Genomic DNA, 22074 nt, shown 5'->3' with positions numbered 1-22074 from the left:
CACCGCGCTACACAAATTACAATTCATATTCATTCCCCGGATACACGTACAAATTCACAATCTTCCACCCAATGCCCGGGTGCGTACTCGATAAGCTCGGGTCGCTTTTCGGCGAAATCCTTGGAGCTGAGGTAATCCTTGATCTTCGGATGGTTTGACCGAGGCGCGAAGCGCGCTCCGGTTGGCATATCCACCAGCGAAGGCACCATGCCGGGAATCGTCGAGAGCTTTTGCTTGGCCGGAGACTCGAGCTTCGGGATAGAACTCAGCAATCCCGTCGTATACAAGTGCTGGGGATTCTCGAAGATATCGTAAACACTCCCCTTTTCGGCTACTCGGCCTGCGTACATCACCACCACTTCGTCACACGTTTCAGCAATCACACCCAAGTCGTGAGTGATCATGACTACCGACATGCCCAGGTCCGCTTGCAGCTGACCAATCAGATCCAGGATTTGAGCTTGAATGGTGACGTCCAACGCGGTGGTTGGCTCGTCGCAAATAAGAACTCCGGGATCGCAAGCGAGCGCCATTGCGATCACCACACGCTGCCGCATACCGCCAGACAGTTGGTGAGGAAACTCAGTCACACGAATCTCTGGAGCTGGAATGCCAACCCGCTTAAGGGCCTCGATCGAACGATCCCAAGCTTCCTTTTTGCTGATACCAGGGAAATGCAAAAGAAAGGACTCGCTCAATTGCTTGCCAATCCGATGCACCGGATTGAGAGCGGTCATCGGCTCCTGAAAAACCATGCCGATATCCTTGCCGCGCACCTTCCGCATCTCATCGATGCTCAGGTCGACAAGATTCGTACCGTGATGCTCGATCGCGCCGCTGATAATACGGCCGGTCGGGTTCGGCAAAAGCCGCATGATGGAAAGCGCTGTTACGCTCTTTCCGCAGCCCGACTCGCCGACGAGCCCCAAGGTTTTGCCCTTGGGAACATCAAACGAGACATCATCGACCGCTACGATAACACCGTCTTTCGCAGCGAAGCCCGCCCGCAAATTGCGAACGCTGAGAGCCGATTGATCCGCCGTATCCATTAATCCTTTAACTTGTATTGGTCGAACGTCTCGAAAATCGGGTCGTAAGTTTTGCCACTTCTTACAGCCGCACGAACTTCCTTACGCTCTTCTTCATCGATCCACATCAGACCGAACTGGTCCCAAGAGTCAGTAACACGAGCGTCAAAACCTTCCGGATACTTCATCCAACGCCACATGCCCACACGATAATAGGACACTTTGTGAGCTGGAATATAGGCGGCATCATCGTGAATGAGCTCCTGCATCTTAAGCGAAATCTCGCGAATCTCTTCGAGGTCGTCGCTCGCCTTGTACTTGTCGATCAGCTCATCCCAATCATCGTACGCGGTAGTGGTCAGGTTGTTAGTAGTCGGCTTAGGACTGCCATCTGGATTAAGAGCGTTGTAGGAGTGGAAGAAGTCAAAGAAACGTGGATACAGCTCGACGGATACATTGTAGCCGCCAATCGCGAGATCGTGGTTCTTTTCTTGCTGCTTCTTGAAAGCAGTCATCGGGTCGAGATTTTCGATCTTGAGATCAAGACCCGCCTTCATGGCTTCTTCCTTGAGGATCGTGATGTAGTCCTTGTATTGCGGGCGACCATTGGTGAGTTCGATCTGCAGTCGCTCACCCTTGTCATTCACTAAGATGCCATCCGGGCCGCGCTCTACAAAGCCAGCCTTGGCGAAGCTTGCGAGGGCTTTTTCCACCGAAAACGGACGAGCCTTCACGTTGTGATTCTGATAATCCCCGTAACCTTCCGCCCAGGTTTGAGAGCGTTCGTAGTCGCCACGGTAGACCTGCTTGATCGCGAGGTCGAAATTGAGAGCATACGCAACGCCTACGCGGATGTCCTTGTTGGCGAGGAGCGGCTTTGCCTTGTTCATCCAAACGCCGATGTTCGGGCGAGGCTTATCAGTGTAGAACTTGTACTTTCCAACGTATCCATTTTGTACGACCTCGTTATCATCCGGCAGCTTAAGGTGCCAGAATTCAGGAACTGTGAGCGGGAAGTAATCGAGCTCGCCTTTCTTGAAAGCCTCAAGCGCCTTGTCGATATCGCGAATCGTGGTGAAGACACGCTTGTCTGGGTTGAAACGATTGCGGAGGAAACGCTTGTCGTCCGCCCACCAGTCGATGCGCGTCAACGCGATTGAGCGGCCTTTCTTGATGTCCTTTTCGAGAACGACGTAGGGACCAGTGGTTGGCTCGAAAGTCCATTGGTAACGAGTTGTGAAGTCTTCGCTGTAGTCCTTGTAGTGGTGACTGGGAACCGGGCGGACATCTTCTTCAAAGAGGCGGAAAATGTCAGGCTTCGCTTCCTTCACGCCGATCGAAATCGTGTAGTCGTCGTACTTGGTGATGTTTGTATAGGTTTCGCCCATACGGTACCAGTTGGTCGACCATGGCTCCTGATGATAGTCCTGCTGCATGAAGTAGAACATGAAGAGATAGTCGTCAGCGGTGACCTTCACGCCGTCCGAGTAAGTCGCTTTCGGGTCTAGCTTGAAAAAGACACGCTTGCCCTCCCAATCAATCGACCAGGCTTCTGCCAAAGCCGGATAATACTTGCCCGGAATGTTCGGATGCGGGTGCACGACGCGGAAGCTGTAATCGTCGAGCAGGAACTTGCGAAAGGCGCTATTGGAGTCAGGTCCAATCGTCCGCAACGTGCGTGGATACGAGAGGTTGAAATCATACAACACTCCGCCTCGCTTGGCATCGGGCGATGCGAATTCCGGCAGATCGCTCGAATCTTCCCACACCAAATCGGCCGGCAGGTCAGCTGGAGTCGCAAAGGTAAAAAAGTCGGGATGCTCGGCATAGTAAGCCGCCGCATCTTCAAGGGCTTTCCCAGTCCCCGGCTCTACCGCTGCGCTTTCCTCCTTATCGCCGCCGCCACAACCGACGAGGGCGAGCGCTGCGAAAGTGGCAGGGACAAACATCCATTTACGGATCTGTTTCATATTCTTCATTTTCCTAACTCCTACTGGTAAAGGGTGAATTTCTTGGGATCGAAGGCTTCACGAATCGCTTCTCCGATGAAAGTGACGAGCAAGAGCACCAAGACCATTGCGCCGAAGGCAGACAATACGATCCATGGAGCGTGCAAATTGGTAGTTCCTTGCTTCAAAAGCTCACCCCAACTCGGAGTGGGAACCGGCAAACCAAAGTTCAAAAAGTCGAGAGCCGTAAGGCTCGTGATCGCCGCCGCCACCGTAAACGGGATGAACGTGACCAGAGTCGAAAGCGAATTCGGCAGCACGTGTTTGAAGATGATACGCCCGTTTCCAGCGCCCAAAGCCTCGGCCGCCGCCACATAGTCACGCGCCTTCTCTTTGTAAGCTCCCGAACGCATGTAGAAAGTCATGCCCGTCCAGGAAAAGGCGACCACGATCAAGAGCAGTTTCCAGAAACTCGGCGTAGTGACGGACGCCACGATAATGACCACGTAGAGGAACGGGATGTTCGACCAAATCTCGATCAGGCGTTGGCCCAGCAAATCGAATTTGCCGCCAAAGTAGCCCATCGAACAACCGATCCCGACGCCGATCAGATAAACCAAGCTCACGTAGCCAACCGAAAAGCCGAGCACGATTCGAAAACCATAAACCAAGCGAGCCAGCACATCGCGAGCAGTCTTGTCCGTGCCGAGATAATGTCGGTCCGCGAACGAAGGCTCGAAAGGCGGGAATTTGCCTTCCTGAAAATCGCTCTCGTTCGGCCCGTAAGGCACGAGCGGCAACAAGACCCAGTTATCGCTCCCCTCCTCTTTCCACTTCTTGGCGAGATCCCTGTAGTTCGCCTCGAAGGTATAGTCCTCGCCAAATTCAGCTCCCGACTTCTGGTCAGTGTAAGTCGGGAAGTACCACTCACCCTCGTAGCTTACAATCAGAGCTCGGTTGCTTACCCAAAGCTCCGCAAACACGGCGAGCAGAGACAGGATGCTAAAAATGATCAGCGAATAAAAACCCCGGCGGTTGGAACGGAAGCGTTCCAGCTTCTTACGGGTGATCGGATTGAGTTTAAACTTCAACATCGTGACGCGGAAAACTGGTCTACTTGAATCGTACCCGAGGATCAGCCAGGGCGACCAACGCGTCGCCTACCAAATTCCCCACAAGCATGAAGATGGACGAAATGAGAAGAACCCCCATCACGATCGGATAATCACGCTCAAGCGTGGAGGAATACCCCAGCAACCCGAGGCCATCGATATCGAAAATCGTCTCGATCAGGAAGGAGCCCGTTACAAATATGGTGAAACTCTGACCGAAGTTCGTCGCGATCGGTATCAGGGAGTTTCGTAGCGCATGCTTGAATACAGCAGACTTGAAACTAACTCCCTTCGCTACCGCAGTACGAACATAGTCCGCGGCTAAGTTCTCCAGAAGGTGATTCTTCATGAGCAACGTCACAAACGCGAAACTGCCGATGAGATAACAGGTTAGAGGAAGAGCGCCGTGATGGAAGAGATCCACGATCTTCTCCCAAGTCGTCATGTATTCAAAGTCGAAACTATGGAAACCTGAGATAGGGAACCAGCCCCACCGCGCCGCTGGATACACCACCAGCAACGATCCTAACACATAGCCAGGAATCGCGTATCCACTAAAAATTACAACCGAGGTGGCGTTGTCGATGAAGGTCATGTGTTTTATCGCTTTGACCACCCCTAGCGGAATACAAACCGCGTAGGTGATGAGCAACGTCATCCCTCCATAAAAAAACGATACCGGCAGACGCTCCTTGATCATGCTCCACACGGAATCGTTATAGATATTAGAGGTGCCAAGATCGCCCTGCACCACCTTGCCGAGCCAGCCGGCATAAGCCACGTACCAAGGTTTATCCAAACCAAAGTAGGCCTTCATGTTCTCGATCTGCTCCTCCGAGAGCGCCGCCCCGCGGTTCGCACCTCCTCCGCCGCCTTCTTGGGCTGCCATCTGGGCGGTCATCAGCATTCGCTCAAAGGGGCCTCCAGGCACAAATCGAGTGATAGCGAAGACGATCATAGTCACCCCGATCAAGGTCGGTGGTATCAGCAGCAGTCTCCGAAGAAAGTAGTCGCGCATAACTTATCGTACGTAATGAAATGAAAGTGCAAATAAGGGAGGGCATTTCCCTAAAAAGCAAGTCCGGTAAACTAGCAACTTGCCCGCTGAAGCCCCTGATTGGCTTGTATCGCCTTATAGGGATTATAAGGTGCACAAAAATGTACACCCGTTCCACCGATTATTACGATTTGATCTACCGTGATCTTAAGGATTACGGAGAAGAGGCGGGTAAAATCGACTCCCTGCTCCGCCGAATTTCGCCCCGACCGCAGCACTTGCTCGACATCGGATGCGGCACCGGAGAACACGCCTTCCGGCTCAACCGCGACTTTGGCTACCAAGTGGACGGACTAGACATCCAGCCGGGCTTCGTGAAAATCGCCCAGAAAAAGTCGCCGCAAGCCCGCTTCGAGGTCGCAGACATGCGACGCTTTAATCTACCTGGCCAATACGACTGCCTGCTCTGCCTCTTCAGCTCGATCGGCTACGTCGAGACACTCACCGGCCTTAGAGACGCCCTCAGTTGCTTCGCCCGCCATCTCAAACCCAAAGGTTGGCTCATTCTCGAACCTTGGATCACGCCTGACGTCTGGCGGCCGGGGCAAGTGGACGTTATTGAAACGACGGACACAAACTCGGGCGAAACCATCCAGCGGACTCGAACCGGCGATACCGACGGCACCGTATCCATCATAAATATAGATTACGAAGTGCGCTCGGGCGACCAAACCCATCGGCTGAACGAAAGCCACCGACTTGGCCTCTTCACAAAAGAGGAGATGAACCAAGAGCTTGAACGCGCAGGCTTCCAAGCCAATTGGATGCCCGTTGGACTACAGCTACAGCCGATCGTAGTAGGGCAGCTTAGAAAACAGTAGCGGACATCGCCCGCCCAACCGTCCCTCCCAAAAGGAATAAAGCCCGGTCCCCGAAGGGACCGGACTTCTCCCAAACAACATAAAGAAAGTGGATTAGACGGCAGGGCCGCTGTCGACGAGGGCGTTTGGGTTACTTATCGCGTCGATAAGAAAAAGAGATAACGGAATCAGGGTTCGGAGCAATCGGTTTAACATTACGAATGTAAAAAATTTGATATTTTACACAGTTTTTAATGTTTTTACGCTCTACCTAGGTGCTAGAAAAACGACGTCTCGATAGTATCCCTATCAGGTTATCTCTATCAGGGCACAGAACTGGAACAATGCCGCCTATTCGTCGCCCGAAAGCTGCGGCAAACCGCCTTCGATATGCAGCGTACGCGTCGGGAACGCGATAGAGGAGCCTCGAGCCTCCACGGCCTTCATGATCTTTAAGTTCACCCTTTGGCGAATGTCCATGTGCGGCAGCCAGGCTGTGGTCGAAGTGAAGTAGTAGACAAGGATCTGCAAGGCGCTCTCCCCAAAGTCGGTGAAGTTCACCAAAATGAAATCCTGGTTCACCCCCTCGTCTTCCCTCAGCAGCTTCTTGATGTCCTCCACCAAGCCCTCCATATTCTCCGGCGACGTGCTATAGTTGACGCCGATGTACTGCTTCACTCGGCGCTTGGGCATACGGCTCCAGTTCTCGATGATCTCGTTAGCCAGCACCTTGTTGGGAATCGTCATCAGCGACTTGGACCAAGTACGCACCTTCGTCGATCTCAGACCGATCTCCTCCACGTCTCCATCGACCTTGCTGCCAACCTGAATCCAGTCCCCTACCTTGAAGGGCCGATCCGCCACGATGCTCACCGAACCAAAGAAGTTCGCCAACGACTCCTGAGCCGCCAAGGCGAGAGCCAAACCGCCGATCCCCATACCGGCAAGCAGCGAGCCAACCGAGTAACCGAGGTTCTGAACAACCAGCACCACCGCGACCACGATCAGAAAAATGCGGGCCGTCTTCTTAATAAGCGGGATGAAGTGATAAACGCTGTGATCCCTCTCCTTGGCCACATCCACCATCACCTCGGCCATCACGTCGACCACCCGCAACAATCCCCAGAAAAGCACCGTCATCGTCGAGGCCTGGAAGATTCGCAAAATCACGACGTCCATAGTTGGCGATAAGCTCAATATGGAAATGGAGAGAAAGAAACCGATCACATAGACCATCGCCCCGATCGGGCCTGTCATTGCCGGAATCAACTTATCGTCGAACGCCCAAGACGTTTTCTCCGCCGCCCTGTGAAACCAACGAACATAAATGCCTACCACAATCTTGCGGGCGACAAAGGTGCCAAAAAGCAAAAGGAAGAAAAAGAAAAGGCGAGCGCCCGAATTCCCCCCCAAATCAATATCCGTCAGTTGACTGAACTTCTGCAGAGCCTCTTCACGCACTTCCGAAAAGGTCTGCCCTTCCTGCGCCACCTCTTGAGCGGGAGTTGCCGCTTCCTGCTCCTGGCCGAAAAGGGTCGAGTTAACAAAGAGTCCAAGAGCACACAGAGCGAGTATCCAAAATTTCCTCATAACGTCCCTCTACCACAAACCTGAGCCCACTCGGGAGACAAGCTTGAATCCAACCCGTAGCGCGGTGCTTCAGCCCGCGACCAATACTCGTGCACCTCTACTACGCGGGCTAAAGCTCCGCGCTACGGACACAAAAAAGCCGGCCCCGCTTTCGCGAGACCGGCTCCCTCCTTCCCTTAAACCACAACCGCTATCGCTAGTTCACAGCGATCCGGCGCGGCTTTTTATCCTCTGCTTTTGCTAAAGTGAGCTTAAGAACACCCGCATTGAGATCAGCCGATATCTTTTCGCCATCGACCTCGTCCCCGATCGCCAGGCGCAAACGGTAGACAACGTCATCTTCCGACACGCCTGCCAGCGGCTTCCAATCCCCGCGTTGCGCCCACGACCGCGTACCCGAGATCTCTAGCACGCCGTCTACAAGCGATACATCCACGGCCTCCTTGGCGACACCCGGCACATCGACCGTCACCACAAACTCCGTATCCAATTCCCGGACACGATATTGTGGCCTTACGTTTCGTACGCGTTTGGCGTCCCCGGCCTCCGCTTGGCAAGCAGTTGGGCATTCAGTCTTAGTGTTCTTCGTTACGTTTAAAGTTGTCATGTTTTTCCTCCTTAAAGTGTTTCGTTAATTTTAGTTTTCTAAGTTTGCGGCGCTTTTAGTTAACGCTGATCTGGCGAGGCTTGGCCTTTTCACCCTTCGGCAAATTCAAACTCAGCACGCCATCCTCGTAAGTCGCTGAGATCTTTTCCGCATCAACGTCCTCGGGAACGTTGAAGCTCTTGCTGTATTCAAATGAAGAGCCTTGCTTGTCGTCTGACTCGAACTTGCGAGTGGCAGTCACCTTCAGGTAGCCATCTTCAATCTCCAGCGAGATGTCTTCCTTGCGAGCGCCTGGCAAATCGAGGCGAGCCAAGTAGCCATCCCCCTGCTCGTACCAGCGAACCTTCACTCCCGATTCGGTTCCGAGACTCCCCACGTTCTTCTCAAGATCGAAGAAGCTCGGGAAACCAGCGAAGATAGAGTCCAACTGCTTCTCCAAGCTTCCAAAGCTAGATGGCCAGTTGAGCGCGTTACGACGAGTGTTGTAGCTGTTTAAGTATGTCATTGTTTTTCCTCCTTTTAGAATTCGTGTGAGTTGTTCGATGCCATCTATTGTGCACTTTTGATACCAACCGCCAAAAGAGTCCTTTACACTGCACAACAACGACTTACAAAACCGACCAAAACCCTAGAGAGTCATATTGTCACACAATTAAGAACCCTCGTCCGGGACACCGCACACCTGAAACGAGCAATTGGCAGGGTCCGACCGTCGTGCGGACAGAACCACAAGCACGCACCACACGATGCGGCTCGCCACGGCGGTCGAGCCCTACCCAATCCACTTTTCACGTTTACAAGCCGCCACGGTTTCGCCTCTTTGCTCAGTCAGTTATGAGCAACGAGCCATCCATCTTCGACACCGTCTACGACCGCACCGAGACCGACAGCCAGAAATGGCAGAAGTACGAGCACAAGGACATCCTCCCCATGTGGGTGGCGGACATGGATTTCCACGCTCCCGAAGTCGTGCTCGACGCCCTGCACGAACGCATCGACCACGGAATCTTCGGGTACGCCCGTCCCGAGCCGTCCTGCACTGACGCCATCGTCGAAATGCTAGAACGCGAGTACAACTGGAAGATCGACCCAAGCTGGCTGGTCTGGCTTCCAGGGCTTGTCGTTGGCCTGAACATTGCCAGCCGCGCCTTCTGCGAACCGCAGCACAACGTGCTCACCACCACCCCGATCTACCCGCCTTTCATTTTCGGCCCGAAATTCCAGAAACGCCCCGTCGTCAAAGCCCCCATGGCGCTCGACGGCGACCGCTACGTCATCGATTGGGACGCGCTCGAAGCAGCCGTCACTCCAGACACAAAGCTCTTCCTCTTCTGCAATCCGCACAACCCCTGCGCTCGCGTCTTCGAAAGAGAGGAACTGCTGAAAGTTATCGAATTCTGCGAACGCCACGACCTGATTTGCTGCTCCGACGAGATCCACTGCGAACTCGTCCTCGACGTCCGCAAACACATCCCGCTCGCCTCCGTTTCAGAAGAAGCCAACAAACGCGTCTTCACCTTCATCGCTCCCAGCAAGACCTACAACCTTGCCGGTCTAGGTTGCTCCATCGCCATCATCCCTGACGAAAATCTCCGTCGCCAGTTCACCATGGCGACACGAGGCATCATGGCCGAGGTCAACAATCTCGGCTACACCGCCTGCGAAGCCGCCTACCGCTACGCTCAAGACTGGCGCGACGAACTGCAACGCTACCTCGCAGGAAACCGAGACCTCATCCACAACTTTATAAAGAGCGAGATTCCAGAAATCGGCCTCTACCAACACGAAGCCACCTACCTCAGCTGGATGGATGTCTCAAAGCTCGGGCTAAAAGATCCAATCGGCCATTTCGAAAGCCACGGCATCGGCCTAAGCGACGGCGTCCCCTTCGACAGCAAAGTGCACGTCCGCCTCAACTTCGGCTGCCCACGTTCGACGCTCGAAGAAGGACTTCGCCGCCTAAAAGCAGGCGTAGACGCCCTGAGGTAGACCCCGTAGCGCGGTGCTTCAGCCCGCGATCACTTGCAGGATCATACCAGAGCAGACGCGGGCTAAAGCGCCGCGCTACGAGAAGCGAACCAACGCTACCCCCGTCGCTCACTCATATAGAGCGAAATCGCATCGCATAAATTGGCCAGTAGCAAAATGCCTTCCTGAAAACGAAGACGCTGCTCCTCTGACTCCATCACGCCGACTTCACGGTACTCGATGAAGCCCTTACTCAGCTGAACCGCCCCGCAGCTCCCCTTCTTCGAAAAAGACGAGATACGAGCCAGCAAGTTTTCCGAAGCAAGATACTTAGCCAAATCCGCGTTGCTCCACACGTCCGCGCCCCACGCAACCTCGACACGAGACAAGCCCTCCTTCTTGCCGAAGCGAGCACTCGCCTCCGTCCCCTCAAACTCGATACAGAGCTCAATGTCCTCCACAAAAAGAGCCTCAAAGACCAGCGACGTCCACTCCACTTTTCTTCCCGCTACCTTGCGAAAGTGACTGTACAAAGAAAGCGGATACCCACGATTCTCTCCCTTCAGAGAATAATGCTCTCCAATTCCCTTCCCCCAACGACTCTGCGCCACCTGCCGTACGAGACCGAATCGCTTCTCCAGAACCTCGTACTGCTTCAGCATTCGTTCATGCCTACGCCCCAAGAATCGGGGCAATAGCATAAGGATCACCGCAGCGACCAAGCCTGCGATCAAATACGGCACTGCAGCAATCTAACTAGCGGCAATTCGCCACAAACATGCGGCTGTCGGTGCCCCCATTTCCGATTCGCACCGAAAACGGAGTATAGCACTTCGGACAACGTCCGACATAGGCCACACCGTCATCATTAAGATAAAGACGGCCGTAGCAATTGCAGCTCGCAAAGCGTACTCCGAGGAAACGCTTGTTCGTTTTAGTTGTTTTGAAAGATGTACTCACGGCTCAAAGCCTCCTACTTTATAGCATACTCAAACTGACTCGACAGCACTTGAAGAGCTCCAATCACAGTAGCCCAAGCGTAGTCGTCTCTCGAATACGGTTCGTAACATTCAACAACGCCGCTCTCCCCGTCCTTCTGCCAGAGCATTAGATAGTAGTCCAAGCCGGCTTGTCCGTCGCTGTAATTCTCACAGTTCCTCAGAGTCTTCACCCCAAGGTAGTCGAGAGCAGGATGGTCCGCCTCGAGCTGGGCCTGCAACGCATCGAGCTCGGGCTTTGGCTGATCCTGAGAGTCAAAATGCTCTACGATCTCCCAAACCGCGCTTTTATAGGAAGCGACCGTTAGGAGCGGTTCGTTTTCCCCAAACGCGAGCGAGTACACTTTTTCAGGACCATTCGCAGGCACGTGAATGAGAGCGATATAGTCGTTGTTAAAGCGGTTCGCCTTGTTGCAGGGCACGAAGGTGAGAAGCGTCTTCAGATATTGGTCAACTGCGGATAACATGAGTTTTCGGGTCTGAGGTTGTTTGGGCAGAACCGAGCTCCTATCCGAGGAGACGCAGCACGTTTTCAGGCAAAGAGTTCGCCTGGCTCAACATGGAGGTACCCGATTGCACGAGAATCTGATACTTCGCTAGGCGAGTAGATTCCTCCGCTACATCGACATCTCGGATTCTCGAATTCGCAGATTCCAAGTTTTGGCTCTGCGTCGTGAGCTGCGTATTCACGAACTCAAGACGAGATTGAAGCGAACCGATCTGAGAGCGATTTTCCGCGACCTCCTGAATCGTGGAAGAGAGGTGAGCGATCGTATTCGTTCCCGCCACCGAGAGCGGGCCACCATCCTCAAGCAATTGAGCGAAATAAGTCGCCCCATCCTTGAGGTTCATTTCAGGAATGTTCATGAACTGGTCACCAGTCGCGCCAACGACAGTAGCCAAGTCGCCACGATCACCAAACAGGCTAATGCCGTTAAAGGTACCAATCGGTTCTCCGTCCGCGGACCAAGCTGGCGAGGTATTCGCGCCAACCACACTACGAAGCTGATCCTTCAGCTGTTCGAATTCCTCTTCGTAGAGAGCCTTGTCGTTGTCGTTCTTCGTGACGTCTCGAGTCATCATCGAGAGCTCACTCATACGATTCAACGTTTGCATCATTCCCTGCAAGAAACCGTCCGTAGTGTGCAGCATGGACATCGCGTTCTGCGTGTTCGTCCTCGCTGCAAGCACGCGAGCGTTTTGCGCTTCGAGCTTTTCCGATACCGCTAGACCGGCAGCATCGTCTGATGGGTTGATGATTTTTGAGCCTGAGCTAAGACGAGCTAAGCTCTTGCTGAGCATTGCAGAACTCCGCTGGAGACTGCTCGCAGCTTCAACTGCGTTGGAGTTAGTATTGATAACCATATTACGACCTCTTCCATTAGGTTAGTTTAGTTTACGACTGAGTGGCTAGTCTCTCGCGAGCGCATCATGCGCCCTGGTTGTGCGAGGAACGAGCCGGTTGCTTTGACTGCTTCTTAGATGCAAGACTCTTGGCCAGTCCAGAGAGCTTCGGCTTCGCGGGAGTGCCGCTGGCCGGAGCCGCGACAGGCGTCGCGATCGCTTCCTTGTTAGCCTTTTGCATTTCTTCGAAGAGCTCTTTGCGAACGACCGGGATGGAGCGTGGGGCATCGATTCCGATCTTCACAGTGTCACCGTCTATACGGGTGATCTTGATCTCGATATTTTCGGCGATCACGATCGCCTCATTCACTTTTCGGGAAAGTATTAACATTAGTGAGTCCTTCCTTGGATTCTGGATACGGTTTAGGAGGCCACGGCGCTCTCGCTCAAAATGGGATGGCGAGCGGAGAACTTCATGTAGTTGGCGGCAATCAGCTGCTTGCCCTTCAGCGTGCGGCGATTGATCACTACCGGCCCGATCAGGTTGACCGTAGCGGACTCGATATCGTCGTTCTTCAGAGTGACGATGTTCAGGATGATTACGTCGTCGGCGCTTTCGATCTCGAGCTTCGAAGCGTCATCGTCCGCGATCTCGACATCGTAGTCGGTCACGATGGAGGATGGCTCGACAACGACGAACCCAAGCTCGTGGTGATCGACGCAGCGGATCCACTTAAAGGGCTCTTCCTCTTCGTTGATCAGCAACTCGAAACGAGTGTATTCCTCCAATCCGATCAAGCCACCGATGAGTTCAAACTCCATCGGCTTGATCCAAACCTGTTTATCCGACTGGGATTCGGGTGCGACTTTCATGAATAGTGTGGTCTAGGTGGGGGTTAGGCGGCTGCGGCTATTAAATGTAGTCGAGCAATGATTGGTTGAGCACCTGGCCGGCGCTTTTGAGCGAGGCTTGGTAGGCGTTCTGAACCTGAGTCAGCCTAACCACAGTTTGGGCAATGTCCACGTCAGCCTCGGCAGAGATGTTCTCCTCCAAGTCAGTGAAACGTTGCTTGTTGAGAGTGAGATCGAATTCGATGCGCATTTGCACAGAACCCTGACGGCTAAGAGCGAAGATCAATTCATCTTCCGACTCCTCGAGATCTTGGCGCATCTGCGGGGTCACCGCATCGGTAGATCCGGTCTCCAAGGCATCACGAAGTTCGACCATGCGATTAATGAAGTCGGCGAACTCCTGATTCGTCGTTCCATCAGTGTAAGGGTGAATCGTGCCTGTCTCGGAAAGGTGGAACTCAGCGCCTTCGGCAGTACCTTCGTAAGTGACTGCGGCACCCGCTCCCACGACGATCTTTCCATCCGCATCGCGATTTGCCTCGAATGGCTCTGTTCCCGTATCTACGCCGCCAAAAATGTATTCACCATTGAACTTCGCGTTCGCGCTTTGCATCGCGTGCTCGATAAGCTCGTCGACTTCCTCCGCGTAGGCCTTCATTCCGTCCGGCCCCTTCAAACCATCGGCCAATGTAGCCAACTCGCTGATACGATCTGAGATTTGGATGAAATTCTGCAGCTGTGAAATGGTGGTGTTATTGATATTCTCAGCACGTGCCGCATTCTTCGAAAACTGAGTAATCCGCTTCTTTTCCTCCTGCATGTCCAAGATGCGGTTCGCAGAAGCCGAATCCTCCGAGACCTTGGAGATACGCTGGCCCGTAGCAACCTGCTCATTGAGCTTGTTCATATCCTTGGTCACGCGTTGCAGGTGACTGAGCAGGTTGTCTGGGAAGGTGTTGGTGGTTACTCTCATTTTTGTGGGAAAACTGAGATTATCGTGTATTCAAATTTTTGATCTAAACGAGTCGGTTAACGATGACATCCAGCATTTCGTCGATAGCCCGGATCAGCTTACCGGTCGCTTCGAACGCTCTCTGGTATTTCATCATGTCAGTCATTTCCTCGTCGAGATTGACGCCGGAAACGGCTTCACGTTGTGCTTTAAGGTTTTTAAAGACGATTTCTTCGTCCTGAAGGCGGGCATCGACTTTCGCCACGTTCTCACCGAGATCGGTTACTGTCGAACGGTAGAAGGAGGCAAAGTCGCGGTTGCCAAGGCCAGCAATCTTCTTCTGATCAAGCTCTGCGATCGCCAAAACAAGGGAGTTGTCACCGAGGTTCTGGTCTGGATCGTTCGTCGTGCGGAGCGTGCTAGCGTCCAAGCCTGATGCAAGTTTGATGCCCGCTGCAGTAAGCTCGGCGGCATCTCCTGTATCTGCAAAAAAGTTTGTAGTGGCTGGAGCGACACCCGTGTTGTAGAGTCCGTTGATCTGGGTAACGAGCTCGTTGGCCAGGCCATCAAGACCGCGACGGTAATCAGCAATCGCGCCATCGCGGGCTGCCAAGGCTCCCTGGACACGACCGCTCTTGATCTCGATCTGCACCTTGTCGTCTCCTACAGTGAAGATCGGAGCAGCGCCAGAATCGTCGAAATCGACTTCCTTGAAACGACCGCGCTCGACGAGATCCAAAGTCGGGCTCTCTCCGCCTACAGTCGGGACGTACACGCGAATCTGGCCGGCGCTGTTGGGGATCTCCTCCGTCTTGATCTGCATGATCTTGGAGAGATCTTCCAAAACGCCCTGGCGTTGGTCGCGGAGAGCGAGAGCCTGCCCGGCCTTGCTTGACTCCGCACGAGAGATCTCCGCGTTGAGACGAGCGATCTCTTCGAGCATCTGGTTCGCCGAACCGACATCGGTGCGAACCTGCAAAGCCAAGTCATCGTGCAAGTCGCTGAAACGCTCGGAAGTGACATTGAGCTTCTCAACGAGGATGTCCGCCTTCTGCAGCAAGGACTCCTTTTCCGCATCCGAACCTGGATTTGCGGAGAGCGAGTGGAAGGCGTTGAAGAAATTGTTGATGGTTTCCGCGATACCGCCGATGCCACCATCGTCAGCTGTAGCTCCATCGATAAAGGGCGAGTCGCCCGAGCGGGAAATCTCTTGTCCAAGATTCGACTCGGCCTTGCTCATGGCGGCTTGCTGAGCGCTAAGCGAGGCGTTGAGCGAACTTTCCCGGAGGAGCTCGCGATCGAGCACCTTGTCACGCATGTGCTCGAAGCCTTGGATCTCGATTCCGGTGCCCTGCGGGCCAGCCATCGTCTGCACAACCCCGTCCTCCCCGATCACTACGCGCTGACGGGCATAGTCCGGGTTGTTGACGTTCGCCATATTGTTACCCGCGGTGGTCACACCGAAACGGTGCGCCGTGAGGGCTTTGCTGGCGTTGGCAAGGTTGCCTAGGATGTTACTGGCCATGTGGTGTGGGTATCCAGGATTTGAATTCGAATATTCAGGAAACTAAACGAACGCTTGGTAGCGGGACTGGGCTTGGGTCTTGATCCCCACCCTTCCTCGCTTGGAGTAAGTCTTGTTGTAGTTTCCAGGCTGGAGACGTTGCATTGTCTCGTGGTTGATCTCCATCGTGCGGGAGAGCAGCATAAAGTTCTGGCGAGCCTTCTGGCGGGTGCGGCGTACCATGTGGTTGATCTCGTCCACCAGCGCTTGCAGCATCGGCTGCATGAAATCTGGGAAGTAGTTTAAAAGCTTGGACAACGGCTGCTCCTCGTCCGCGCCAAACGCACGAGCCATCTCGCGAACGAAATTCTCGCGTTGCTCACGTAGGCCACCCATGTCCGCCATGTAGCTTTCAATCTCGGCGTTCGTATCGAGCACGAGCTGAGGGTCACGTTTAAAGATCTCTTCCTGCTGACGTTCGAGCAAGTTGTACAGACCTCCGTACTCCTGCACTTCATGGCGCAGCATCTCGACCAGCGGGTTCCAGTCTTTCTCTGCCAAATTATTACTCATGGGATGCGTTTCCCTTTCCTTCGTTCATTTCTTGAGGAAACAGTTGGGCCTGCAGCACGGAAGAGAATCCGAGAGATCCGCTTTTCGTGATGCAATTGGCCAAGGAATCCTTGATTAAGTGTTCGTACATGGGAGTAGAGCCCGTCCCAAAGTATCCATTTTCCGGATCCATCGGTTTGAGAGCTTCGTCGAGAAACTGGCGTAGCAGGATACCTTCGAACTCGGCACCGAGCTGTTTCATTTGCTCGGCACGAGAAGCATCGCCGGTGAGCATTTGCTCCTTCCAGCTTTGGCCCGTTAGACCTGCTGCCGCTGTACTCGTTACGTCCATGTTTGGTTTATAAAATTCGTTTGCTTAAGACTACTTGATAACAAGCTCGGCCTGGAGAGCTCCGGCGCTTTTGAGAGCTTGCAGGATCGACATCATCTCGCGGGTAGAAACGCCCATCGCGTTGAGAGCGTTCGTCACCTGCTGAATGGTGGGATAGTCAGGAATCACGTGAAACGCGCCGAGCTCTTCGGTCACCTCCAACTCAGTCCCTTCAACGACCGCTGTCTCTCCTGTCTGAGCAAACGGGCCGGGCTGGGAAACGTTTTGCGAGCGAGCGATCGTCAGGCTCAGCGAACCATGGCTCACCGCTACAGTGGATACGCGGACATTCGCCGTGGTAACGATGACACCGGTACGCTCGTTGATGATGACTCTCGCCGGAGTATCAGGCTCTACGTTGATTCCTCCGATAGAGGAGATGAAGTCGACTTCGCGACCGAGGTAAATTTCTGGAATGGTCACCTGAACCGCCGCGGCATCTAGAGCGATAGTGCTGGCTGGGAAGATGACGTTAATCGCTTCAGAAAGCTTGGACGCTGTATTGTAATCTGGATTACGGAGAAGAAGCTTAACGAATCCACCGTTGGTGAACTCCATCGGGATCTCCTTTTCAACAATTGCGCCACCCGTGATCGCGCCCACTGTCGGGTGATTCTTCTGAATCGATGCGCCTCCTGGGCCATCCGAACCGCCGATGTATCCACCAACCGCGATTTGCCCTTGAGCGACCGCGTAAACACTTTCGTCCGCACCCATGAGCGGGGTTTGCAAAAGAACGCCCCCTTGCAAGCTTTCCGCATCGCCAATCGAAGAGACCGTAATGTCGATACGAGTACCCTCACGAGCAAAAGGAGGGATGTCAGCGGTAATCATGACGGCCGCTACGTTCTCAGACTTGATCTCTTCCGGATCTACGGTGAGACCGAAACGACGCAAGGAGTTAGCAACCGCGTTGATGGTCATCGGAGAAGAGCTATCGCCGTCTCCAGCGAGACCAACCACGAGACCGTAACCGATCAGCTGATTGTCCCGGCCTCCTTCAATCGATACGAGATCTTTAACTCTCGCAGCCTGTAACGCAGTAGCGGATACAGTTAGAAGAAGTATGATTTTAGCTAGAAGCTTCACTGTGTGCAGGGGTGGAAAGGATTTTAGGAAAAGTGGTCAGGCGCTTAGTATGGGTTGGTGATATCTAACAACCTCGTGATCCAGCCCTTGGTCTGGGATCGGGTAATGTCCCCTTCCCCGATGATCTCGACGCTCGCATTCAGAATATTGTAGGACATGACACTGTTATCCAGGCCGATGTCGTCCTCACGTACGATGCCTCGAAAAACGATATACTGGGCCTCTCCGTTCGCCTTGGACTTACGGGCGCCTTCGATGATCAAGTTTCCGTTTGGCAAAACGTCCGCAACCATGACCGCGACCTTCGCTTCAAGCGTATTCGCATCGGTGATCGAACCAGAACCGCTGTAAGTATCAGTACCCGAAATCTCGTAGGATGGCGGGACCCAATCCTCCAGAACGTCAGGGATGACCAGCGACTTCAGACTTGCTCCACCTACGTTTGGCGAGCTTGACGAGGTCTTGGAAGAAGTTCGGTTAACAATCGTCTCTTCCGCGATCGTGACCTGCAGGATGTCCCCCACCGCGTTCGCCTTACGATCGGCGTACATGCTTCTCTCGCGGTTAGTAGGCGTGTTCCAGAGTGACTTCGCAGAAAGGCTAGTGAAAGCGAGAGCTCCAGCAGTAAGTAAAATTGTGATACGCATTTTTGTAGGGCTTGGGCGTTTTCTAGAAAATGACTTCAACACGGTTTTCCCCGATCACTCGGGCTGAAAATTCTTTGGCAGAATCGATGTTTCGCAAAAGGATCAGATCTCCATCCGAACCATCTTGGCGAGCGACGGCTCTCATGGAGATGGCGAGCAGACCATTGACGGCAGTCACCTCCACGACATCGCCTTTGCGAACGAGCGAGCGCTCCATGAGGTCACGCCACTGAAGCGGCTTGCCTGGCATGACGTCGCGAGCGTACTCGTGACGCATCAGGCTTTCGAGAGAGGCTGGGACCGCGTCTGGTTCGGTAAGCAGATCGATCTGTCGGATCTCGAAGTCAGATGGAACCGCGAGATCTCCAGAACGAAGATGAGCCTTGGGGAACCAGACTTCGGAGAAAAGGTGTACACGAAACGGCACTGTCCACTCTCCCAAGATCCCCTTTTCGTTTTCCACTTGGTAGCGAAGGTAGACATTGCCGCGAGCGAGACGGTTGGGAACCGAGACCAGATTTACGCTGAACGGTTGCGAGTATTCAGAAATGTCCGGCAAGTCGCGCAGAGGAACCAGCGATAGATCGCCCGAGGTCCGCAACTGAGCTTGCAACTCGCGAGTGATCTCTTCGTGCACATCCACGGCGAGAATCGCGTCTTCCGGGTAGCTCGGAACTTCCGGGAGGCTGTCAAAAATGGCGATTTCGCGAGAAGCAGGCACTGCCCCGGCAGTACGTACCGAAGAGACGGATACAGCGGTAACTTCGGCAACCGGCAATGGAGCGAGAATGTCCTCGAGCGAAGCGCGAAGTGCGCTGGCGAAGATGAAGATGGCCAGGCCGAGGCCAAATGCGAGGCGGAGGAATACGGAAGTCTTCATGATTATCGCTTCAACTGGCTAACTTGCTGCATCATGTTATCCGAAGTCTGGATCGACTTGGAGTTAATCTCGTAGGCTCGCTGAGCGAGGATCATGTTCACCATCTCTTCGACGATGTTCACGTTTGAAGTCTCGAGGTAACCCTGCTGCAAAGTGCCGGATCCGTCCTGGCCTGGATTACCAGGAGTCGGGGCGCCACTTGCGTCGGTTTCACGGAAAAGGTTTCCACCGAGGGCGAGGAGACCGGATGGGTTGCGGAACGTCACGGTCTGGATCTGTCCGGCTCCGAGGTTCTCCCCGTTGTCGTTAAGGTAGGAAATGCCTCCGCTCGAATCGATCACGATCTTAGTCGCTCCATTAGGCGCGCCTGGGAAGTCGAGAGCGGGCATACCTTGGGAGTTGGTCACCTCACCATTAGGGCCGATCTTAAACGCTCCGTCGCGAGTGTAGTAAGTTTCATCAGGACCCTGGATACGGAAGAAGCCCTCGCCCACGATCGCCACGTCGAGCTGCTCGCCTGTCTGGCTAACCTGCCCTTGCGTGAAGACCTTGGAAGTGGAAACAACCTGCGTACCGGTACCAACCTGAATACCGGTCGGGAGAATGTTGCCTCCGGAATCCGCGCCCACGGACTTCGGCACCTGGTAGAACATGTCCTGGAACTCGACCTTGCTCTTCTTGAAGCCAGTGGTGCTCACGTTGGCGATATTGTTGGAGATGACGTTGAGGTTCGTCTGTTGAGCCTCCATGCCGCTCGCTGCCGAATAAAGTGAGATACTCATGGTTGGTTAGCTGGGTTGATTAAATTAGTTGGGTTGAGCCGGGCTCGCTACTAGCGGCCTCCGAGGGACTGGATCGCCTTGCCGAGCAACTGGTCTTGTTGCTGGACGACGCGCTGGTTGATTTGAAAGGAGCGGGAGACGCTGATCAGATTGATCATCTCCGTGGTGGCGGAAACGTTGCTCTGCTCGAGAGCCCCTTGACGGACAAACGCGTTCTCCAAGTGACGGGTCACTCCTTGCTCGCCTCCCGGAAGGATAAACCCGCCATGGGAACGAATAAGATCACCGGGGTTCTTGATGCCGCGAATGCTCAGCTCTGCCACCATGATACCGTTCTGACGGAGCGTGCCGTCGTTGGCGGCTTGCAGCTTGCCACGAGTCAGATCGAGCTCGATCGCGTTGCGGGTGTCGTCGAGAACGTTGAAGCCTTGCTTGGTGACGAGCTCGCCTTGGTCGTTCACCTTGAACTGCCCGTCTCGAGTGTAGACGATTTGACCGTCGTCGGCTCGCACTTCGAAAAAGCCGTCTCCTTCGATCGCGAAATCGAAGTCGCCGTTGGTGTGAACAATCGAGCCGCTGGTGAAATCGACCGAACCGACTCCCTTCGTCTGCAGCGTCGCATGCTCGAGGGTCTTACCAAACTCGTTCTGGATGCCTACATTGCCCGCTTCCACTCCCTCAAAGGAGAGCGTCGCCTTCTTATACCCAGGCGTAGAGGACTGCGCGATATTCTGAGCAATAGAATTGTTCCAGTGCTCTAGGCCCGTCATGGCCGCTGCGTTTTGGTAGACTCCGTTCAACATTTGGCTGCCAACTAAGCAACCCATATGCCAATCTCACAAAACACTACCTATCAGCGACTTGCGAAACCACACTTTCTTGGGGGCAATTTTTTCCCTCACCCAAGGGCAGGAACTGCAGCAATTACTCCTCGTATTTGCAGTCTATCTCGGTGATCTGGCCACACTTGCAGGTGACTACGATCTTGGTCACGCGGCCCTCCTCCGAGACGTAGGAGACCTTGCTTCCGCCCTCTCCGCAGACCTCGCTTTCGGCACGGTCCTCCGCAGGCGGCATCGCCAACTGCCCGAGCCCTGCTTCGGGAGCTGAAAGCTCAAGCGAATCCTTTGATTTCTTGGATTCCCCAAGTTGTTCTCTGCCTGAAAGATAGCTATCCATATTTACTCTGGGAACGAGGGAGGGTCCCCCTCTGACTCGCGGTCTTCAAGACTGTTGTAGAGCTCGGACAAGACAAGGCTTATCGAAACCCGGTCGTTCGCCTCCGCCGAAGGATGCACAAATGGCAACGGCTCGGTCGTCCCATGCGCCGTCACCGCCTTAAACTGGCCTGCTCGCACGCCATAGCGCTCAAGGAGGCGACGTGTCATGTTTGCCCGGTCACTCGAGAGCTCCCAAGCGGTGTAATCCCAGCCATCGCCCTCGAAGCCTTCCGAAACGTAGCCATCGACCCGCACCATGAACCCGTGGCGCTGCACCAACCAAGCCAGCGTTTCCACCACGAACGCGCCCCAAGGGGTGTAGTCCGCAGTATTTTCCACGAAAAATGGATGAGCATCCCGATCGTAGAGCGTTACACGAAGCCCGTCGCTCGTCACGTCGAGGTCGATCGGTTTCTGGTCCGGATCCGAGCTCTCGATATTCAGCAGTCGCATGAACTCCTGAGCCATGTCGTAGAGCACCTTAAAGTCGGAAATCTCCGCCTTACCCTTGGCCTGGCCTTGCGTGTCCTTCTTGGGCTGGCCCTCGCTCTTGCTGTCGATGACCCCCATGGAATTGTCCATCGGCGTGTTGTACGGGTCCTGGAAGTACTCGGACAACTCCCGCTTCAAGCTCTCGTTCTGGGAAGTCAGCCAGAGAACCATGAAAAGCGCCATCATCGCGGTCACGAAGTCCGCGTATGCGACCTTCCAAGCACCGCCATGGTGTGTACCCGTTTGCTTCATCTACTCAG

General features: G+C 54.2%; 26 protein-coding genes. 2 read left to right on the top strand and 24 right to left on the bottom strand.

Annotation, left to right across the window (positions count from 1 at the left end; translation table 11 throughout):
- Window positions 1-29: 29 nt before the first annotated feature.
- The 4 genes from JIN87_RS16465 to JIN87_RS16450 are packed head-to-tail and all read right to left on the bottom strand — an operon-like array spanning window position 30 to window position 5107.
- The gene (locus JIN87_RS16465; protein ID WP_200356686.1) at window positions 30-1049 is read right to left on the bottom strand and encodes an ABC transporter ATP-binding protein; all 1020 of its coding nucleotides are present in this window, start codon (window positions 1047-1049) and stop codon (window positions 30-32) included.
- Window positions 1049-3007: an ABC transporter substrate-binding protein gene (locus JIN87_RS16460; RefSeq protein WP_200356685.1), complete on the bottom strand. Its 1959-nt coding sequence runs from the start codon at window positions 3005-3007 to the stop codon at window positions 1049-1051. The genes JIN87_RS16465 and JIN87_RS16460 overlap by 1 nt, the downstream gene beginning before the upstream one ends.
- 11 nt (window positions 3008-3018) lie before the next feature.
- The gene (locus tag JIN87_RS16455; protein WP_200356684.1) at window positions 3019-4071 is read right to left on the bottom strand and encodes an ABC transporter permease; all 1053 of its coding nucleotides are present in this window, start codon (window positions 4069-4071) and stop codon (window positions 3019-3021) included.
- A gap of 19 nt (window positions 4072-4090) precedes the next feature.
- Window positions 4091-5107 carry an ABC transporter permease gene (locus tag JIN87_RS16450; protein WP_200356683.1) on the bottom strand — a complete coding sequence of 339 codons (1017 nt, stop codon included), beginning with the start codon at window positions 5105-5107 and terminating at the stop codon, window positions 4091-4093.
- 140 nt (window positions 5108-5247) lie between these two features.
- Between JIN87_RS16450 and JIN87_RS16445 the strand changes: the two genes are divergently transcribed.
- Entirely contained in the window at window positions 5248-5967 is a 720-nt protein-coding gene (locus JIN87_RS16445; RefSeq protein WP_200356682.1) for a class I SAM-dependent DNA methyltransferase, read from the top strand.
- A 330-nt stretch (window positions 5968-6297) separates the two neighbouring features.
- On the opposite strand, the gene JIN87_RS16440 is transcribed toward JIN87_RS16445, so the two are convergent.
- The 3 genes from JIN87_RS16440 to JIN87_RS16430 form a co-directional block, all read right to left on the bottom strand.
- On the bottom strand, window positions 6298-7536 hold the full coding sequence (locus JIN87_RS16440) for a mechanosensitive ion channel family protein (RefSeq protein WP_200356681.1): 1239 nt from the start codon (window positions 7534-7536) through the stop codon (window positions 6298-6300).
- Window positions 7537-7732: 196 nt separating this feature from the next.
- Window positions 7733-8143: an Hsp20/alpha crystallin family protein gene (locus JIN87_RS16435; RefSeq protein ID WP_200356680.1), complete on the bottom strand. Its 411-nt coding sequence runs from the start codon at window positions 8141-8143 to the stop codon at window positions 7733-7735.
- A gap of 55 nt (window positions 8144-8198) precedes the next feature.
- Window positions 8199-8648 carry an Hsp20/alpha crystallin family protein gene (locus JIN87_RS16430; RefSeq protein WP_200356679.1) on the bottom strand — a complete coding sequence of 150 codons (450 nt, stop codon included), beginning with the start codon at window positions 8646-8648 and terminating at the stop codon, window positions 8199-8201.
- Window positions 8649-8977: 329 nt separating this feature from the next.
- Here JIN87_RS16430 and JIN87_RS16425 point away from each other — a divergent pair, with 329 nt between their 5' ends.
- Window positions 8978-10132, top strand: coding sequence for a MalY/PatB family protein (locus JIN87_RS16425; RefSeq protein ID WP_200356678.1), 1155 nt, complete (start codon window positions 8978-8980; stop codon window positions 10130-10132).
- A 95-nt stretch (window positions 10133-10227) separates the two neighbouring features.
- Here the strand turns inward: JIN87_RS16425 and JIN87_RS16420 are convergent, their stop codons facing one another.
- The 17 genes from JIN87_RS16420 to JIN87_RS16340 form a co-directional block, all read right to left on the bottom strand.
- On the bottom strand, window positions 10228-10773 hold the full coding sequence (locus tag JIN87_RS16420; protein ID WP_200356677.1) for a hypothetical protein: 546 nt from the start codon (window positions 10771-10773) through the stop codon (window positions 10228-10230).
- A gap of 94 nt (window positions 10774-10867) precedes the next feature.
- The gene (locus tag JIN87_RS16415) at window positions 10868-11071 is read right to left on the bottom strand and encodes a hypothetical protein (RefSeq protein ID WP_200356676.1); all 204 of its coding nucleotides are present in this window, start codon (window positions 11069-11071) and stop codon (window positions 10868-10870) included.
- A 13-nt stretch (window positions 11072-11084) separates the two neighbouring features.
- On the bottom strand, window positions 11085-11576 hold the full coding sequence (locus tag JIN87_RS16410; protein WP_200356675.1) for a hypothetical protein: 492 nt from the start codon (window positions 11574-11576) through the stop codon (window positions 11085-11087).
- Window positions 11577-11616: 40 nt separating this feature from the next.
- Window positions 11617-12474, bottom strand: coding sequence for a flagellin (locus tag JIN87_RS16405; RefSeq protein ID WP_200356674.1), 858 nt, complete (start codon window positions 12472-12474; stop codon window positions 11617-11619).
- A 64-nt stretch (window positions 12475-12538) separates the two neighbouring features.
- Entirely contained in the window at window positions 12539-12844 is a 306-nt protein-coding gene (gene csrA / locus JIN87_RS16400; RefSeq protein ID WP_200356673.1) for a carbon storage regulator CsrA, read from the bottom strand.
- 32 nt (window positions 12845-12876) lie between these two features.
- On the bottom strand, window positions 12877-13326 hold the full coding sequence (gene fliW / locus JIN87_RS16395) for a flagellar assembly protein FliW (protein ID WP_200356672.1): 450 nt from the start codon (window positions 13324-13326) through the stop codon (window positions 12877-12879).
- Window positions 13327-13366: 40 nt separating this feature from the next.
- Complete coding sequence (flgL, locus tag JIN87_RS16390; RefSeq protein ID WP_200356671.1) at window positions 13367-14278, bottom strand: flagellar hook-associated protein FlgL; 912 nt, start codon at window positions 14276-14278, stop codon at window positions 13367-13369.
- A gap of 43 nt (window positions 14279-14321) precedes the next feature.
- Window positions 14322-15782, bottom strand: a complete 1461-nt coding sequence (flgK, locus tag JIN87_RS16385) for a flagellar hook-associated protein FlgK (protein ID WP_200356670.1) — start codon at window positions 15780-15782, stop codon at window positions 14322-14324.
- Between the two features lie 42 nt (window positions 15783-15824).
- Window positions 15825-16334, bottom strand: coding sequence for a flagellar protein FlgN (locus JIN87_RS16380; protein WP_200356669.1), 510 nt, complete (start codon window positions 16332-16334; stop codon window positions 15825-15827).
- A complete protein-coding gene (locus JIN87_RS16375; RefSeq protein WP_200356668.1) occupies window positions 16327-16665 on the bottom strand; it encodes a hypothetical protein in 339 nt (112 codons plus the stop codon). Before JIN87_RS16375 ends, JIN87_RS16380 begins: the two co-directional genes overlap by 8 nt.
- Window positions 16666-16695: 30 nt before the next feature.
- A complete protein-coding gene (locus JIN87_RS16370) occupies window positions 16696-17793 on the bottom strand; it encodes a flagellar basal body P-ring protein FlgI (RefSeq protein ID WP_200356667.1) in 1098 nt (365 codons plus the stop codon).
- Between the two features lie 44 nt (window positions 17794-17837).
- The gene (locus JIN87_RS16365) at window positions 17838-18440 is read right to left on the bottom strand and encodes a flagellar basal body L-ring protein FlgH (protein ID WP_200356666.1); all 603 of its coding nucleotides are present in this window, start codon (window positions 18438-18440) and stop codon (window positions 17838-17840) included.
- A gap of 22 nt (window positions 18441-18462) precedes the next feature.
- Complete coding sequence (gene flgA, locus JIN87_RS16360) at window positions 18463-19320, bottom strand: flagellar basal body P-ring formation chaperone FlgA (RefSeq protein ID WP_200356665.1); 858 nt, start codon at window positions 19318-19320, stop codon at window positions 18463-18465.
- Between the two features lie 2 nt (window positions 19321-19322).
- Window positions 19323-20102: a flagellar basal-body rod protein FlgG gene (flgG, locus tag JIN87_RS16355; RefSeq protein ID WP_200356664.1), complete on the bottom strand. Its 780-nt coding sequence runs from the start codon at window positions 20100-20102 to the stop codon at window positions 19323-19325.
- 50 nt (window positions 20103-20152) lie between these two features.
- The gene (locus tag JIN87_RS16350; protein ID WP_200356663.1) at window positions 20153-20905 is read right to left on the bottom strand and encodes a flagellar hook-basal body protein; all 753 of its coding nucleotides are present in this window, start codon (window positions 20903-20905) and stop codon (window positions 20153-20155) included.
- Between the two features lie 121 nt (window positions 20906-21026).
- Entirely contained in the window at window positions 21027-21281 is a 255-nt protein-coding gene (locus tag JIN87_RS16345; RefSeq protein WP_200356662.1) for a hypothetical protein, read from the bottom strand.
- A gap of 2 nt (window positions 21282-21283) precedes the next feature.
- Window positions 21284-22066 (bottom strand): flagellar motor protein MotB, encoded by a 783-nt coding sequence (locus tag JIN87_RS16340; protein WP_200356661.1) that lies wholly within the window; start codon window positions 22064-22066, stop codon window positions 21284-21286.
- Window positions 22067-22074 lie beyond the last annotated feature (8 nt).

The sequence above is a fragment of the Pelagicoccus mobilis genome, assembly GCF_016595505.1.
GTDB classification, from domain to species: Bacteria; Verrucomicrobiota; Verrucomicrobiia; order Opitutales; family Opitutaceae; genus Pelagicoccus; species Pelagicoccus mobilis.
This window is presented reverse-complemented; position numbering and strand designations above follow the sequence as displayed.